25 protein-coding genes are annotated in these 16,576 nt (G+C 34.7%); all 25 read left to right on the forward strand.

Going from position 1 to position 16,576, the window contains the following annotated elements; genetic code table 11:
• Positions 1 to 10: 10 nt before the first annotated feature.
• The 25 genes from BUE24_RS15990 to BUE24_RS16110 all read left to right on the forward strand — a co-directional run bounded on the left by BUE24_RS15990 (position 11) and on the right by BUE24_RS16110 (position 16,532).
• The gene (locus tag BUE24_RS15990; protein WP_073317850.1) at positions 11 to 379 is read left to right on the forward strand and encodes a hypothetical protein; all 369 of its coding nucleotides are present in this window, start codon (positions 11 to 13) and stop codon (positions 377 to 379) included.
• A 118-nt stretch (positions 380 to 497) separates the two neighbouring features.
• Positions 498 to 1,046, forward strand: a complete 549-nt coding sequence (locus BUE24_RS15995; RefSeq protein ID WP_073317853.1) for a GrpB family protein — start codon at positions 498 to 500, stop codon at positions 1,044 to 1,046.
• 241 nt (positions 1,047 to 1,287) lie between these two features.
• A complete protein-coding gene (locus BUE24_RS16000) occupies positions 1,288 to 1,962 on the forward strand; it encodes a suppressor of fused domain protein (RefSeq protein WP_073317856.1) in 675 nt (224 codons plus the stop codon).
• Positions 1,963 to 2,139: 177 nt separating this feature from the next.
• Positions 2,140 to 2,604 (forward strand): hypothetical protein, encoded by a 465-nt coding sequence (locus BUE24_RS16005; RefSeq protein WP_073317859.1) that lies wholly within the window; start codon positions 2,140 to 2,142, stop codon positions 2,602 to 2,604.
• A 28-nt stretch (positions 2,605 to 2,632) separates the two neighbouring features.
• The gene (locus tag BUE24_RS16010) at positions 2,633 to 3,169 is read left to right on the forward strand and encodes a GNAT family N-acetyltransferase (RefSeq protein ID WP_073317862.1); all 537 of its coding nucleotides are present in this window, start codon (positions 2,633 to 2,635) and stop codon (positions 3,167 to 3,169) included.
• Between the two features lie 48 nt (positions 3,170 to 3,217).
• A complete protein-coding gene (locus BUE24_RS16015) occupies positions 3,218 to 3,748 on the forward strand; it encodes a helix-turn-helix domain-containing protein (RefSeq protein WP_073317865.1) in 531 nt (176 codons plus the stop codon).
• 62 nt (positions 3,749 to 3,810) lie between these two features.
• Positions 3,811 to 4,632 carry an alpha/beta hydrolase gene (locus BUE24_RS16020; protein WP_073317868.1) on the forward strand — a complete coding sequence of 274 codons (822 nt, stop codon included), beginning with the start codon at positions 3,811 to 3,813 and terminating at the stop codon, positions 4,630 to 4,632.
• A 74-nt stretch (positions 4,633 to 4,706) separates the two neighbouring features.
• A complete protein-coding gene (locus BUE24_RS16025; RefSeq protein ID WP_073317870.1) occupies positions 4,707 to 5,600 on the forward strand; it encodes a PD40 domain-containing protein in 894 nt (297 codons plus the stop codon).
• A gap of 74 nt (positions 5,601 to 5,674) precedes the next feature.
• Positions 5,675 to 6,079 carry a helix-turn-helix domain-containing protein gene (locus BUE24_RS16030; RefSeq protein WP_073317873.1) on the forward strand — a complete coding sequence of 135 codons (405 nt, stop codon included), beginning with the start codon at positions 5,675 to 5,677 and terminating at the stop codon, positions 6,077 to 6,079.
• A gap of 31 nt (positions 6,080 to 6,110) precedes the next feature.
• Positions 6,111 to 6,506, forward strand: coding sequence for a VOC family protein (locus BUE24_RS16035; RefSeq protein ID WP_073317876.1), 396 nt, complete (start codon positions 6,111 to 6,113; stop codon positions 6,504 to 6,506).
• Between the two features lie 17 nt (positions 6,507 to 6,523).
• Complete coding sequence (locus BUE24_RS16040; RefSeq protein WP_073317879.1) at positions 6,524 to 7,102, forward strand: hypothetical protein; 579 nt, start codon at positions 6,524 to 6,526, stop codon at positions 7,100 to 7,102.
• Positions 7,103 to 7,161: 59 nt separating this feature from the next.
• Positions 7,162 to 7,701: a sugar O-acetyltransferase gene (locus BUE24_RS16045; protein ID WP_073317881.1), complete on the forward strand. Its 540-nt coding sequence runs from the start codon at positions 7,162 to 7,164 to the stop codon at positions 7,699 to 7,701.
• Positions 7,702 to 7,799: 98 nt separating this feature from the next.
• Entirely contained in the window at positions 7,800 to 8,762 is a 963-nt protein-coding gene (locus BUE24_RS16050) for a S41 family peptidase (RefSeq protein ID WP_073317884.1), read from the forward strand.
• Positions 8,763 to 8,941: 179 nt separating this feature from the next.
• On the forward strand, positions 8,942 to 9,802 hold the full coding sequence (locus BUE24_RS16055; RefSeq protein WP_073317887.1) for a helix-turn-helix domain-containing protein: 861 nt from the start codon (positions 8,942 to 8,944) through the stop codon (positions 9,800 to 9,802).
• A gap of 80 nt (positions 9,803 to 9,882) precedes the next feature.
• Positions 9,883 to 10,878: an SMP-30/gluconolactonase/LRE family protein gene (locus BUE24_RS16060; RefSeq protein ID WP_073317890.1), complete on the forward strand. Its 996-nt coding sequence runs from the start codon at positions 9,883 to 9,885 to the stop codon at positions 10,876 to 10,878.
• Between the two features lie 21 nt (positions 10,879 to 10,899).
• The gene (locus tag BUE24_RS16065) at positions 10,900 to 11,202 is read left to right on the forward strand and encodes a DUF1330 domain-containing protein (protein WP_073317893.1); all 303 of its coding nucleotides are present in this window, start codon (positions 10,900 to 10,902) and stop codon (positions 11,200 to 11,202) included.
• 190 nt (positions 11,203 to 11,392) lie between these two features.
• Positions 11,393 to 11,902: a YybH family protein gene (locus BUE24_RS16070; protein ID WP_073317896.1), complete on the forward strand. Its 510-nt coding sequence runs from the start codon at positions 11,393 to 11,395 to the stop codon at positions 11,900 to 11,902.
• A 55-nt stretch (positions 11,903 to 11,957) separates the two neighbouring features.
• On the forward strand, positions 11,958 to 12,755 hold the full coding sequence (locus BUE24_RS16075; RefSeq protein WP_073317899.1) for an RNA polymerase sigma factor: 798 nt from the start codon (positions 11,958 to 11,960) through the stop codon (positions 12,753 to 12,755).
• Positions 12,756 to 12,984: 229 nt separating this feature from the next.
• Positions 12,985 to 13,509 (forward strand): GNAT family N-acetyltransferase, encoded by a 525-nt coding sequence (locus BUE24_RS16080; RefSeq protein WP_073317902.1) that lies wholly within the window; start codon positions 12,985 to 12,987, stop codon positions 13,507 to 13,509.
• A 139-nt stretch (positions 13,510 to 13,648) separates the two neighbouring features.
• Positions 13,649 to 14,125, forward strand: coding sequence for a VOC family protein (locus BUE24_RS16085; RefSeq protein WP_170864612.1), 477 nt, complete (start codon positions 13,649 to 13,651; stop codon positions 14,123 to 14,125).
• Positions 14,126 to 14,289: 164 nt separating this feature from the next.
• Positions 14,290 to 14,778 (forward strand): nuclear transport factor 2-like protein, encoded by a 489-nt coding sequence (locus tag BUE24_RS16090; protein WP_073317908.1) that lies wholly within the window; start codon positions 14,290 to 14,292, stop codon positions 14,776 to 14,778.
• Between the two features lie 57 nt (positions 14,779 to 14,835).
• Complete coding sequence (locus BUE24_RS16095; RefSeq protein ID WP_073317911.1) at positions 14,836 to 15,321, forward strand: DinB family protein; 486 nt, start codon at positions 14,836 to 14,838, stop codon at positions 15,319 to 15,321.
• 59 nt (positions 15,322 to 15,380) lie between these two features.
• Positions 15,381 to 15,683, forward strand: a complete 303-nt coding sequence (locus BUE24_RS16100) for a DUF1330 domain-containing protein (RefSeq protein WP_073317914.1) — start codon at positions 15,381 to 15,383, stop codon at positions 15,681 to 15,683.
• Positions 15,684 to 15,721: 38 nt separating this feature from the next.
• A complete protein-coding gene (locus BUE24_RS16105) occupies positions 15,722 to 16,144 on the forward strand; it encodes a hypothetical protein (RefSeq protein ID WP_073317917.1) in 423 nt (140 codons plus the stop codon).
• Positions 16,145 to 16,214: 70 nt separating this feature from the next.
• Positions 16,215 to 16,532 carry a DUF6660 family protein gene (locus tag BUE24_RS16110; RefSeq protein WP_073317920.1) on the forward strand — a complete coding sequence of 106 codons (318 nt, stop codon included), beginning with the start codon at positions 16,215 to 16,217 and terminating at the stop codon, positions 16,530 to 16,532.
• The last annotated feature ends 44 nt before the right edge of the window (positions 16,533 to 16,576 follow it).

Genomic DNA, 16,576 nt, shown 5'->3' on the forward strand with positions numbered 1-16,576 from the left:
AAAGAAAACTATGACAAATCAAGAAATTGTAATCCAATTCTTAAACGGTTTCAATGACCCTCAACGTATTCATGAATCTCTGGCTTTACTGGCAGATCATTATCGATTCAAAAACCCTATGGTAGCGCTTAATCATAAAACCGAATTTATCACATTAGCTACAGAAATGGGTAAAGTATTAACAGGTGTAAAACTGATTAGTACCGCCCAAAATGAAGATTGGGTAGCTACGCATTATGAATTTCAATCCTCTATCCCAGGTTTGGAAAGTAATCTTGCTTCAGAATGGTTTCGATTGGAAAAGGGCATCATTCAAGAGTCCATTTTGATATACGATGCCTCCAAATGGCGAAAAGTGTATGAGCAAATGAAAGCATAGAACCATTGCTGATCAATTACAAATGCAATAGCGGCTTGATCGTAAACTCAGACCGCTATTCTGTTTATTTAAGTATCTTGGCCAACCAGAAGTTAAATTGCATCTATTCAAACCCGTTATGTCCCATTCCAAAAATATGCTGATCAAAAAATACACTGCTGATTGGATTACAAACTTTACTCATTTAAAAAATGAAATTGAAAAAGGGTTAAGTGGGCTAGCATATCAAATAGAACATGTGGGGAGTACCTCGGTTCCCAATTTGGATGCAAAAGATATCATTGATATGGATATCATCTATGAATGTGAATCAGAATTTGAGAAAATAAAGTCAGGATTACTTAAAATTGGATATTACCATAACGGGAACCAAGGTATTGAACAGCGTGAGGTTTTTAAACGAAACGGAGCGTTCAAAAATGAAGTTTTGGATACAATAATACACCACCTGTATTTATGCCCAACAAATAGCAAAGCCTTAGAACGACATATTTTGTCCAGAAATTATCTAAGAAAAAATGAGTGGGCAAGATTGAAATATCAAAAGATGAAGTATGAACTCGCAGAAAAAGCCAATCAAAATAAAACCATCTATGCCGAATTGAAAGAACGCTATGTAAATGAATTCATAGATCTCATCATAGAAAAGGAAAAAAACAATCTATAAGATGATATGGGTGAACTTAGCATGTAAATGATTTTGTATTTAAGGTGACATACTCTATCCAAAAAAATAATTAATAGTGTCCTACAAAGAAGTATATGACGATTAAGTCCATATTTATTATCGCCAAAGTATCCTAAGGGCATAGTACAAGCAACAAAATTCGTAACGATTTCCCTATCTTGGTGCTTGAGTGATATATTTCCAATATACCTAACTTATACAACCGAAACAGACAACCATTATGAAATACGACGATCATTTTAAAACTTCTTGTGAAAAAAGAGACAACTATTGGAAAAGTATCGGCGAACCTTTTTCTGATGTTGTAGGGAACATGATTAATCCATCCTTTATGGGAGGTCCCCGATGGCCGTCTATGAGACAAGCGCATATCGGAGTTCAAACCGATCAGGGAACCATTATCGCTACCGATGGGTTGAGTGATCCTTATGATGACTTCGATACCAACGCCGACAATCAAGGATATAATGGTATTGGAATTGAGTTGTATACCCTAACAGATAATAAGTACACCAACATCCAAGAGATCATTGATTCCTGGGAGTTTAAAATTTTGAGGCAAGTAAGCAGTATGGCGGCTTCCAATCCAAATATCTCTTATATGCTGAATGACTACACCTACCTGTCTTCGGCTGTAAACGGAGATGGTTTACCGAATACCTTCTTAGGAGAAAATGGAGAGGCTGGTGTTTTAATGGGATTAAAAACCAACGAAGTTTCAGATAAAATTCAATTAAGTATTGAAGAGGTAATGTTGGTCAATGTAGTTCTTTTAACCAAGGAAGAGCTATCATATATTATGCAAAATGGCGCCAAAGGTAGAATTGAAGTTGCAGAAAAATTGATGGAGCAAGGCTATTACAAATTATTAAACGATAGGCCGTCTATGGTATAAACTCGGCAACTAACAATTATTTATCAGAAGTAATTGTTTCTCGATTTGTTGGGATATGAATACTATAATATCTGGTACTCATTGTTATTTTTACCTTGATACTCATGGCGAAATTCTGTAAAGGAGTTTCAAACGACATACATTAGACTTTGTGAACCATTAAACAAGAAAGTTTACATGAAAAATTTGATTTTGAGATTTTCGCTCCCTTTAACCTTTATTTCATTTGCGCTCATAACAAAATGGTGGTATGGAGTTGTAATCGATGGACCAGATGTATTTTTGTATGGATTTCCGATGATTTATAAATGTTCGGCATTCCATACTTCATTGGCTACGCAGTATTTTTTATTAGAGCTAATCGTTAATCTAGCAACTTACTTTGCTTTTTGGTTAATGATCGGTGTATTCATCAATAAAATTTGGACAATTCACATTCCGCGCAAAATTTCTATCCTATTTTGGATAGGGTGTTCCCTGATTATCGCAGGAGCCATATTTATTTCATATGAATTTAATGATGTGTATCTAACGAAACGTGACTTTGAAGTCAAAATATTTGATAGTGGTTGCTCCATACTCGAACAAACTCCCGACAGAGAAAAATACATCAAGGAAGTACAAGAATGGTTTGAGAAATAAAACATAACAAATAGAAATCAAATACAAAATGCCTAATACTTTTCCCATTTTAGAATCCGAACGTGTAACCTTGAGACAATTTGTACCGTCAGATATAGAAAACGTTTTTAAAGGACTTTCTCATCCTGATATTATAAAATATTACGGAGTTAGTTTTGATAGCCTGGAGGCAACAAAAGAACAGATGATTTGGTTTGCTGACCTCGAAAAAAACCAAAAGGGTATTTGGTGGGCAGTTTGCTCAAAAGATGATGGAAAATTTCTGGGAGCAGGTGGTCTAAACGATCTGAGTACAAGCAATAAAAAGGCTGAAATTGGGTTTTGGTTATTGCCAGAAAACTGGAGTAAAGGATTAATGACAGAAACCATACCCCTCATCTTAAAATACGCTTTTGACACCCTTGGGTTACACAGAATTGAAGGTTTTGTTGAAACAGAAAACCAGAATTGCAAAAAAGCGTTGGCAAAACTACAATTCAATTTAGAAGGCACTATGCAAGACTGTGAGGTTAAGAACGGAGCATTTATCAGTATCGATATTTATGCAAAATTAGCAGATAAGTAAAGTGTATTGCAAGATATCGGTTAGTGTAAAAACAGAAAATTTAAGCTAATGGATATTTCAGAAAAAATCTTGATCACTAGAAAAGAAAAAGGCTTTACGCAACAAATTCTGGCAGATAAAGCCAACTTATCCTTAAGCACCATCAAACGGATCGAAAATGGGAAAGTGATCCCTAGAGTCTATACCTTAACTATCTTATCAGAAATATTGGAAATAGAATTACTCCCTGCCTCGTTAAGCAACGAAAAAAGTAAAAATGAGGTAATCACTTTACTAATATCCACACTTCTAACTTTTCTTCCTCCTCTCCATATCTTGTTTCTTTTAAGGTATCGATCAAAAAGCAATAAGAATTTGAATCGATTCTTAGTATTTCAGAGTTATTCTTTTATCCTATTCTTGGTATTACTATTCCTTGTACCTGGTATTACTTATATCCTTACAGGGCAAAAGATGTATGGTCAATATAATAGTCAGTTGATATTGTATATCTCTTTTATTGTCTTCAATACGATTTCATCAATATACTTGATAAAACCAGTCAGTTCTGAAAAAGACACCTCAATGACACCTGACTGATACTAATGGTTCCCCCTTTTCTAATACCTTGTTTCAAATAACAGTAAAACAGTTCTTGGTATATGAAAAAACTAATTGTTTCTATCGTTTTAACAGGAGTTATCACCACTTTAGCCATATTAACCATCTTCGAATTCAACGCTCAGAAAGCCCAGCTTAACGCCAGCAATATCGAAACTATAGATTCTTCTATTTTAGGAGAAGGGCGAAAATTACTAATTCACCTACCCAAAGATTATTCTTCAAACACCCAAAAAAGATTTCCCGTCATCTATGCGCTGGATGCCACATCACATGATCGGGATATTCTTAACGCAGCGACGATACTAAGTCTTGCCAAACACATCCCTGAGATGATCATTGTTGGCATTGTAAATGAATACAGAAATAGAGATTTAACTCCGCACTATATCTCCCAAAGCCAGGATGCTTCTGAACCAGGTAGCGGAGATGCATTCTTAAAATTTCTGGAGCGCGAAGTAGTTCCCTTGATTGACAACAATTATAGAACTACTGATTACAGAATGATCTCTGGTCATTCTAGAGCAGGTCTTTTTGTGTTGTATGCCATGCTAGAAAAACCTACTCTTTTTAACGGATATTTTTGCTATAGTCCTGCATTTTGGAGGGATGATACCATAATTGCTCAAAAATTAGAAGCGGCCATGGCCAAAAACACATTTCACAATTTTATATATCTTAGTCTCGGGCAAGACGAGAACGAGAAGATGAAAAATGGATTTGATAAAGTGATCAAGATTTTGGATCGAGATAATTCAACAGCATTGAAGATGCATTATGAATTTACCCAAAATGCCAATCACGGAACCAATGCGTTTTATTCTATACCCAAAGCCTTAAGAATTTGGAATGAAAATCATTAGCCTACCATAGCTATCTAAATTCTGTCTTCTATCGGCCTTGCTTAACATGATTTACCTAAGCATAACTTATAGAAATGAACAAACTCAAAATTATAGTATTAGTCACCATTAGTTTTTTGAGTTGTAAAAATGATCCCGTAAATCTCAAAACGCGGTTCCTGTCTCAGGAGATTCCCAAAGATGTTCCAATGATTTTTAAGCAAGATATCGTTCCTGCACATAGAATCATACATCGAGGTATATTCAGCCCAGACTTCGAAGCATATTATTATACGTTATCCGATAAGGACTTTCAAAATTTTGACACCTATGTCATCCGCAAAGTAAATAATACCTGGTCTGAGCCTGAAAAAGCTTTTTTCAATACCACATACAACGAACATGGGATGAGCTTTTCTCCGGATGGAAATTCAATCTATTTCAGTTCTACACGACCTGTGGGTATCGATAGCTTACCCTCTACCTGGCATATTTGGAAGTCAGATAAAGTCAATGGCCAATGGGCGAAACCTGAGTTTGTCGATATTCCAAATTTAAGAGACAAATTGGTATCCCACCCAACCATTACGAATTCTGGCACTTTATATTTTCATGCCAGTAATTTAGATTATAGCGAAATGGATATTTATCGTTCAAAACAAGTGAATGGCACATTTGAAGATGCAGAAAAAATTGCTGTATCTATACCCAAAGATCCAGGAAAATGTACTCCTTATGTTGGTCCCAATGAGGACTTTCTCATTTTTGCTACGATCGGAAATCAACTGGATTTGCAAGTAAGTTTTAACGATGGAGAAGGGAATTGGACTACAACCAAAAAATTAAATGATACCATCAATAACTTGGGGCAAGGAAATCCGTATGTAACCCCAGATCATCAATTTCTGTTTTTCGCAACTGGAGATCATCATGAGAAAAAATGGAACATAAAATGGGTGAATATTGCATCTGAATTAAAAATAAATTAGTTCGTTTGATGTATTTATGGTATTAAAACGTAATTTATACGAATCATTAGACCACCATTCCAAATGAACCAGAAATGACATTCTATCAAGAGAAACTGAATCATATCAAAAATGTCTGTTATTCGAATGATGCACAGATTAAAGCGATAATAGACACTCGTCATTTCATTGATCATAATTTTGAGAAAGACTTAAAACTAGACGTTTTATCTCATATACGATTTACTTCCAAATATCATTTACAAAGACTGTTTAAGAGGTATTATGGACTTACACCCAGGCAATACTTAATTGATAAACGGATTGAGAAATCAAAAGAATTTCTAAAAAACGGAATGACTGTTACAGAAACCTGTTTTGCAGTGGGTTTTGAAAGTTTAGGCTCTTTCAGTAAATTATTTAAAACAAAAACAGGGAAATCACCCAGTAAATTTCAAAAAGAGCAAGTTTCGAGAAGCAAATTAGATACAGACTTCTAAACTTTGAAAAATAAATAAAAATAGATCAAAGATGAAAGTAACACTAATTAGCATTCCGGTAAGAGATCAAGAAAAAGCATTACAATTTTACACTGAAAAATTAGGCTTTCTCATAAAAAAGGATGCACCGTTGGAGGGGGGAAACAGATGGATAACCTTGGTATCAAGGGAATGGCAAGACGGACCAGAATTATTATTAGAACCAGCTCCAAATCATTTTGAACCCTCCAAAGTATTTCAAGACGCATTGATGGAAGCAGGAATTCCGTATACACAATTTGATGTTGATAATGTGGATGCCGAATATGAAAGGCTTTGCAAGCTTGATGTAGTTTTTAGTGTAAAACCAACAGAGATGGGAACTGTAAAATTTGCTGTTTTTAATGATACATGCGGGAATAACATTCAAATTGTAGAAACACTTTAAATAAAAACAACTAGATATTGAAAATAAAAAAAACGTACCTAAGTGGTAAGTCGGTATTCTTTATATCCCTAATCGTAGTCATAATTGCCGCACTCACAGTGTATCTTACCGGGATAAATTACAATCGTAGCATAACTTCCAACTTATACATATCGCTATCCATTATTGCTACTGCTCTGTTTTCATTTATGACGTATGGTCTTTTTACCGGAATAGGACTAAAAGACGATTTGCCCAACTTTAAAATCCTCGAAACAGGAAATTTGATTGGTAAATCGGGAACTATCCCGGATTTACCAGACATCGATGGTGATGATGATATCGGAGCAATTGTCTTATCAATAGTCCTATGGATAGTGTTGACCATTCTTTTCATTATCTTATTGCTATTATTAGAAGCCGTTTTCTGGATTTCAATTTCAATAATTGTTGGAATGATGTATTGGATCTTTTTCAGAGCGCTAAAGCTTGTTTTTTCCAAATCCTTAGATACCAAAGGTGAAATTGGAATTTCAGCCTTCTATGCTCTGGGGTATACCACTTTATATACTGGATGGATATTTGGAATTGTATATCTCACCCAAATATTGAAATAGGATATGAGTAAAATTATAGTGAATCATTTACCGCAGCATAAAATAAACCTAAACGCCCTATGAATCCTGAAAAGATCAAATACCAAAGAGGTGATCAGAACCTTAAAAAGGATTTTGTGAGAGCAGGAAGACTTTTGCAAAAATTCAATACAGTCGATTACGAACAGGAAAGTATAAAAACAGAAATATTAACTCAACTTCTGGGTACTGTTGGCTCTGGAATTTTTGTAGAGCATAATTTCCATTGTGATTTAGGATATAATATACATGTGGGCAAGAATTTTTATGCAGGTTTTAACTGCACCATATTAGATATGGCAGCAGTACGAATAGGTGACAACTGTCTGATAGGGCCTAATGTTGGTATGTATACGGCAGGGCACAACATACATCCTGTCGATCGACACAAGTCTGGATTTGCGAAACCCATAACTATAGGAAACAATGTCTGGATCGGGGGACATTGTGTAATTGTAGGAGGCATAAAAATTGGGGATAACTCAATTATTGCAGCAGGTGCAGTATTGACAAAAGATGTTCCCGAAAACACCATTTTTGCGGGAAATCCGGCCAAAAAGATAAAAGATATTACTCTTTGAAAAACAATAGGTAAAAAAGTTACAAAATGCGTGGTAACTTCTTGCCTTGTTCATACACGTACAATAAACATCCAAAAACAACACGTTAAGTAATTACTATGAAAAATCTAAAATACCTATTCATTATCAGCCTGTTTATCATCGTATCCTGTAGCTCTGATGATGATGGTCCAAACAATACCAGAGTAACCAATTTCTTAAACAACTTGGTGGATCAGATGCAAGCCAATTCAATGAATCGAAAGACCATCGATTGGGATAATTTTCGAACTCAGGTTTTAAATGCAGCTGCGGATGCGCAAACCTTTGATGAAACTGATGAGGCCGTAATTCTTGCATTGCGGTTACTTGGAGAAAACAGTAGTTTCATCGAAAAAGAAGATGGAACATTTCTTGCTGCCACTCCGTCAATTTGTAGCCTTTCGAATATCTCCCCCGTTACCTCCGTGCCTGATGGTATTGGATATGTACGTGTCAATGGGTTCCGAGGAACAACAGCTGAAGCTGTAGCATTTGCCGAAAATATGCACGAAGATATTAGATCGCAGGATAACCAAAATATCAACGGTTGGATTGTTGACTTAAGAGATAACTTGGGCGGTAATATGTTTGCGATGATAGCCGGCATCGGACCTATTTTGGGAGAAGGAACTGCAGGTTTTTTTATAGATGCAGATGATAATATGCAAGCTTGGTCTTATGAAGATGGAGCGTCCAGATTAGATCAGGGAAGAGTAATAGTAGTACCAAATCCTTATGAATTGATCAATCCCAATGCCAAAGTAGCCGTTTTAATTAATAATGGAGTTGCTTCTGGCGCAGAGGCAGTTGCTATATCTTTTATTGGTAGAGCTAATACTCGAAGTTTTGGAAGTGGAACCTGCGGTATTGCAGCCGACAATGCTCGATTTTCTTTGTTAGGTGGTTCAACATTGTTTTTGGCGGTAGAATCCATGGCGGATAGGAATAAAGTTCTTTATGGATCGATATCTATTACTCCTGATACGTCTACCACAGACGAAAATGTTCTTCAAACGGCTATAGACTATATTAACAACTAAATCGGAAGTATCAACTGTATTATCTATGGTTGTAAAAATAAAATATCAATGGCTTGATGATCTCAAACCATTGATATTTGTATTTAGAAAGGCTTCATTTATTGTTAAAAGGTCTTAAAATCCCTTAAAATGACCTAAATACGACATTTTTATACGCTGGTAACCTCTATTTTTATGGAATGAGTTTTAACATCCCAAATCCATTTCAACCAGAGCTAACAGATGCAATTCTAAAGTTTGACAATCAAACCTTTATACAATTTCATAAAAAGGAAGAATGCTCTAAACGCCCCATAGAATTAGAACAACATGTCATTACTATAATTCTAAAAGGAAAAAAAGTACTGATTTCGACAGAACAGGAGATCACTGCCGAAAAAAATGAATTGCTTTTTGTGCAAAAGGGAACGTATTTAACTTCGGAGAAAATACTTGAAGATGGAACGTTTTCTTCTCTTTTATTTTTTATTCATGAAGATTTTCTAAACACTTTTAAGAAAAAATACCATGGTTACTTGACAAAAGTAGTCAGCACTCCCGTCTCAAAAATGTTCAAGGTAGAGCGATCCGAAAATTTGGATACCTATATCAAATCTCTACTCCCTTATTTTGATCATCCTCAAAAGACCGCACAACCTCTTTTACAAATAAAACTAGAAGAATTACTGCTCAGTCTTTTATTGTCGGACACCAAAAATCAACTTCAAAACTATTTACTATCATTAGATAAGGTTGTTAACACATCTTTTAAAGAATCCATCGAGAATAGCATATTCAAAAACCTCACCATAGAAGAAAGAGCTTTTTTGTCTAATCAAAGCGTATCAAGTTTTAAGCGAAAATTCAAAGAAGTCTTTCAGGATTCACCTGCACATTGGTTGAGGGAACAAAGACTAAAAAGAGCAAAGGTTTTGATTAATGCTACAGACAAAAGCATTGCTGATATTTCTTACGAAGTCGGTTTTGAAAGCCCTTCACACTTTATCCATATTTTTAAAAAGAAATATGGAGTCACTCCAAAAAAACTGTTGACCAAATAAGCTATTTTTTGAACTAAACGAGCTATCATAGAGGGCACTTCTCACCTCATCTTTGCAACATAAATTTTAAAAAAAAGATTATGAATGTTGTAAAATTAGTATCTCTTTGTCTTGCTATACTCATATTTGGATGTGACAAAGATGACGAAAGACCTAGAGTTTCTATCCCAGACCAGATTTCTATAGAAGAAAACGGTTTATATCCAGAAGGGGTTGCTTTTGATGCTGAAGAAAATGTGTTTTATGTAAGCTCTGTAGCCAAAGGAAAAATAAGTAGGGTAACGCTCGATGGAAACATCGAAACTTTTGCTGATAGCCCTAACTTGGTTACTACATTGGGGATGGAAATTGACAAAGCAAACAATCGGTTATTAGTATGTGTTACCGATCCGGGATTTAATCAGGCAAGAAGTGATTCTACCACTTTGGCTCAGCTAGCAGCGATTGCCATCTATGATTTATCTAGCGGGAATCAAACAGATTTTATTCAATTAACCAACGGTGCTCCACATCTTGCTAATGATGTTGTCTTGGATAAAGCAGGAAATATGTATGTCAGCGATAGTTTCTCGCCAAGTATACATAAAATAGATACCAATGGAAACGTAACCACCTTAATTACGGATGCTGCATTTCAACCTCAACCCATGAATTTTGGTTTGAATGGATTAACGTATCACAATGATGATTTTTTAATCGTATCCAAATACGATGAAGGGAAATTATTTAAAATACCATTATCCAATCCGAATAATTTTTCTGAAATAACCATTACCAATGGTACTATTCCAGCGATCGATGGTATTCTGCTTACAGATAATAATACACTTGCAGTTTCCAGTAACAATCTTACAGGTACTGCCCCAATTACCGAAGCACTCTATCAATTAAAATCGACGGATAACTGGGCCACAGCCTCCATAGAAAAAACCGTTCAAGCTGGTACAAATTCATTTCCTACCACATTTACTATGGTCGATGATGCTTTGTTTGTTCAATATACCCGTATTCAAGCGCTAGTGGCTGGCAATAATCCTGCTGCAACAGATTTCCCAATTGTTAGGGTGAACTTTTAACCATTAAAAAATAGTAACAATATGAATAACGAAAAAGTCATTATGATCGTTAGTGCTCAAATTAATCCAAACCAAAAAGAAGCATTAGATGGCTACCTTGAAGCTGCTGCGCCTATGTTTAAAGCTGCAGGAGGCACCCCCATTAACAAATACAAAATTGAAGGTCAATTAGTAGGTAGCCATCCCACAAGTTTAGTCTCAATTATGGAGTTTCCGAGCCAAGAAAGTTTATTGAAAGTTTTTGAAAGTGAAGATTATAAATTCATTTTACCATTACGAGACAAAGCATTTTTAAATTTAGATGTGTACATCAGTGAATCATAAGCTTCAGTAAAAAAGTGGAATTGGGTATAAGCGGTAATAAGAGTTATAGTTCTTATTCCCGCTTTTTGACATTTTAATCTTCTTCAAACTATGTTTTTAAAAAAATCTAGATAAAAAATTCACAGTTTCCATGTATGACTGTCTAATCAAATGTAACCGAAACAAATCGATTACATAAACTCTAAAAATTATGCAAAAGACAGCATTCGTATTTATTGCATTGTTATTGGGAATCATCTCTAATGGAAATGCACAGGTAAAACAAAAAGAAAATCATTTAAAAACAAGTAAAAACATGGAACACAATTTTAATGAAGAACAAAAAAAAGTATTTGGTACTATTCAACAAATGGTAGCTGCTTTTGAGAAGAAAGATATTGATGGTGTACTGGAAACCTACGAAGAAAATGCCATAGTAATGTTCGAACCTCAACAACCCGTTCAAGGTAAAGAGAACCTGAGAACATTCTTTACTCAGTTTGTTTCGATGAATCCAAAATATACATTTGGTGAACACGAAGTGTATATTGCAGAGAATATTGCCACTCATATTGCTCCGTGGCACATGGTTGGCAGTATGCCCGATGGAACTAAAATCGAACAAAATGGATTGTCGGTGGCTACTTTAAGAAAACAACCTGATGGGAAATGGTTGATGATACAAGATAATCCTCACGGACAATTTTCAATAAATAAGTAATAAAAGAAAAAAACGGGTTAAATTTAGGTTTAACCCGTTTCTAACATTGTAGATCATGACGGAAAAAGAACTTATCGCATCGTGCGTAGCTGGCAATAAAAAGAGTTTTGAACAACTCATCACTACTATACAGCCTTTGGTATTCAATATATCACTCCGGTTTTTATGGAATCGAGCAGATGCCGAAGATGCTACCCAAGAGATTTTAATAAAAATCATTACTAACCTTGCCAAGTTTAACCATCGCAGTAAGTTAAACACCTGGGTGTATCGAGTAGCAACCAATTATTTAATCAGTCTGAAAAAAACCGCTATCGAGAAATCTCCTTTGTCATTTGATTCATTTTCAAAGGAATTGCAATCCATTAAAGAACCTGTAACCTATGATTTACCGGATAAAAATTTGTTAGAAAAAGAAATGAAAACCGGGTGTACCCTAGCAATGTTGCAATGTTTAAGTAGAGATTTACGTATAGCTTTTATACTGGGAAGCATTCTGAAACTAAAAAGTAATATCGCCTGCGAAATCGTAGATACCACTCCAGAAAATTTCAGAAAAAGACTGGAAAAATCAAGAAAGCTAATCGGTTCCTTTTTGGGTGCAAATTGTGGAGTTTATAATCCTAAAAACGGCTGCAGATGTAATAAAAGAATACCTTCTGCTCTTACAATAGGTAGAATAGACAGAGACAATTTGAGTTTTGTAGATCCTCTGGAGACTTACAATAAAGAAATGGAAGAATTAAATTCAATGGCTGGGATCTACAAAAACCATGGAAACTTCAAAAATAAATCTGATTTTCTTGAACAAATAAACAAAACTTTGGCTACAAAGAAAATCTTTGATGCTTAAGAGAAGTTGATAGTTCTTCAGATCCATTCACGAGTTTGAAAATTCCTTCAAAGTATGATACGACATCATAGTATCTGTTGCGTATAGATAGTTAATTTTCCACTGGAAAAATCATAACTGTTTAGTATTAATGCTTTCCTAAATTCATCCAAAAAATCAAGTGCATTACTTATATTTGATGGAGCAGAGTATCTGTGGTAATCTCTCATCCTTCAATCAATTGCAAACAATGGAAAAACACAAAACTTTTGATACAGAACGACTACACCTAAGGCCAACCACAGAAGAGGATGCTTCATTTATTTTTGAATTATTAAACACGCCCAAATGGATCAAGTATATTGGAGATCGAAATGTTACTTCAATTGAGAGTGCTGGGGAGTACATTCGATCAAAAATGACCCCACAACTTATCGAACTCGGGTATTCAAGCTACACTGTAATTACAAAAGAAAGCAATCAAAAAGTAGGGACTTGTGGGCTATATGACAGAGAAGGTTTGGAAGGGATTGATATTGGATTTGCCTTTCTTCCTGCATTTGAAAAAAAGGGATTTGCTTTTGAAGCTGCAAACCGGATAAAAAATGCGGCTTTTGAAGAATTTGGAGTTGACACCATTCATGCGATAACCACACAAGACAATATCTCTTCGCAAAAATTATTGGAAAAACTTGGACTAGAATTACAAGGCACTACCAAAATCCCTAATGATGATGAAGAGTTACTATTGTATACGATTGAAAAAGGAAATTAAAGAACGGTAAACCTCTAGGCATTGTATCAAAAGCTTTTCATTGGTAAAGCTTGGTACATATCTCAGGTTTCATGCAGTTTTGGCATCTTAGTAATGAAAAGGGATGCTATTTAAAATCATATATCAAACTTCAATTGTTATGAAAATAATAGTAATGTTTTTAAGCTTATGTATCGTATCGATTCATGGATATGCACAAGAAAAAAAAGTGCCCGAACTAGACTCTAATTTCACAGCAATTATCGTAACAGATATAGATGTTTCCTCTACATGGTATACAGAAATTTTGGGGTACGATGTTGTTGATAAAAGAGAAATAACAGAAATTGGGTTAAAACAATCAAACTTAAAACGCGGAAATGCTCATATAGAACTTATCGAACTAGATTCAGCTTTACTCCCTCAAGAAGTAATTCCAAATCACAATCCCAAAACAAAACTAATCGGATTATTTAAGATTGGATTTCTAGTATCAGAATTTGATCGTTTTATAGACCATATCAACAAAAATAAAGTGAAACTTCACGGTAACATTGTAACTGACAAAGCAACCGGAAAAAGAATGGTAATTATTATGGATCCAGATCACAATAGAATTCAAATATTTGAAAACTAGCCACATACGCACAAAACTCTAAAAAACACAAGTAGACGCTACAAAAACGAATTGAACATTCATATTTCCAGAACATTCGAAGGTATGTTAAGCTATCCTTAAAACAGAAGCATACTTGATACAAAACCACAAAACATTATTATCTTACTTTCTAAAACAAAAAAATGAGCAGGAAAGTACAGGTAATCAGGAGCGTATCTAAATTCATTTTCATTATTCTTTTTACTCTTTTAGGAGTGCATCAAGTAAGTGCTCAGGAAGCGTCAAAAGCTCATAAAGATTCACTTAACGCTATCGTTAAGCAATATTATGATCTAAACCTGAAGATATTTCAGGCAAATTCTACAGTAGAAGACATTGATAAGGTTTTTGAGATTTTCACAGAGGACTTTACCTATGTTCACCCAAAATATGGAGGAACGTATAGTAGAGAAGATTTGTATAACGGATATGTCAGAAATCAAAAAAACGGGGGTTATGATGGAACGGTTACTGATATCGAAATAGTAAATAAAATTAGTGGTTTAAATGCAGTGGTTACTCAAAAAAGATTTATCGAAACTAAAGATGGAAAAGTAGAAAAAGGAGAACCACAGATGGCTCTTTTTGAATTTAAAAAAGGAAAAATATCCCGCATTTTCGAGTATTGGTAACTACAAAAGCCAATCAAACACTATAGCCTGTTTTTCTTAATTACTAGTAGTACCTATATGAATACTTTGATCAACTATATCATTGACCAACTTACAGAGATTCAACATGGAAAAATATGGATCGGAAGCTCTTATCAAAGTAAATTGAGTAAGGTTGACGAACATCTATTTTTTACAAGACCAATTGAAGGGTTACATAGTATTGCGGAGATCTTTTCGCATGTCACCTTATGGAGACAGGAAACCATTTTAAAAATACAAACTGGGAAAGGAAGTAAAACAGATGACTGCGAAGAAAATTGGTTACCAAATGAAGTGCTAAAAACCAAAGGTTGGGAACGCATAAAATCAGAATACGATACTAGCTTATCGCAGCTCATTAATCTTCTAAAAGAAAAAGAAGATAGTTTTCTGGATGAGAAATATTATGATACTGATTTTAAAGGAGAGTATGCCTATAGTTTTTTAATCAACGGTATGTTACAGCATGATATTTATCATCTTGGGCAATTGGGAATCATCATCAAGTATTTACATCAGTAATTTCTTTGGTCTTGTGATCAACACACTAAATTTTAATAAGCCTTATACACCTAAAACCCATGATTTATTTAACCATGATGATTTTTGTAAAAGAAGGTAAAGAAGCTGTTTTTCATCAATTCGAAGAATTTGCCATCCCATTGCTCGAAGACTATAACGGAAAGTTAATATATCGTATCAGGCCAACAAAAGACACCTTTGTTTTGCAGCAGGATGAACTTCCTTATGAAATTCATTTTTTATCATTTGAATCTGAAGATGATTTCTTGAATTTTACAAAAGATGAAAGACGTAAGGATTTTTTACATCTTAAAGAAGAATCAATACGTTACAGTTACCTTATTAAAGGCACTAAACTATGATCGTACACTTAACAATCTAATAATTAAAAAAAGAAACCATGAGACTTATTCTTGCACTATTTATCCTAAGCTTTACTTCTTTGTCCTATGGACAATTAGACCAAAGAATTTCAACAATGGATTTTGTTCAGATCTTGAACAATAACAAAAAAGAGGTAACCTACTATTATCAAAACAATTGGAAAGTACTACGGGACATGGCCATAAAGAAAGGGTATATCGAATCTTATCAAGTATTAGAAACCCCTTTTAACGAAGAGCAACCTTTTGAAATCATCCTAATTACTACCTATGCCAACAAAGAGCAGTATGACCAGAGAGAAGATCATTTTCAAGAGCTAATCAAAGAGAAAGGGGCATTGGATTTATTGAACGAAAAAAAACCCGGAGATTTTAGGAAAACGCTATTCAATAGAGAAATAGTAAGGCATTGGGAAACTCCACATAAAAACAAAAGGTAAATAGCAAAATACACTGTATTTCAAAAATCAATAAATAATATCTGGTACTTTAGTACCTTTGCAATACCGTATGAAAGTAATTGCAATCATATTAGCACTTCTCCTATTCTCACCTCCAGCGGTTCCCTGCTCTGATGAGAACCCTACTGAAGATCTGTGTCAAAATGAAACTGGTGATGACCATAATCATCAGGATGAGAATGAGGATTCGTGTGCTATGACTTGCATTTGCAGTTGTTGCGGAACTACTATTACCTATCAACCTATCCCAACTTTTGATTTAGAGTTAAATGCGGATATTTCTTCCTCATTATTCTCTACCTATCAATCAATTTATCGATTTGGTTTTCTAGCCAATATCTGGCAACCTCCAAAGGTGATTAGCTAAAATACACGGATTTAAAATCATTTTTTTAGTTAATCTACTTTACA

Source organism: Aquimarina spongiae, assembly GCF_900141785.1.
In the GTDB taxonomy this organism is placed as follows: Bacteria; Bacteroidota; Bacteroidia; order Flavobacteriales; family Flavobacteriaceae; genus Aquimarina; species Aquimarina spongiae.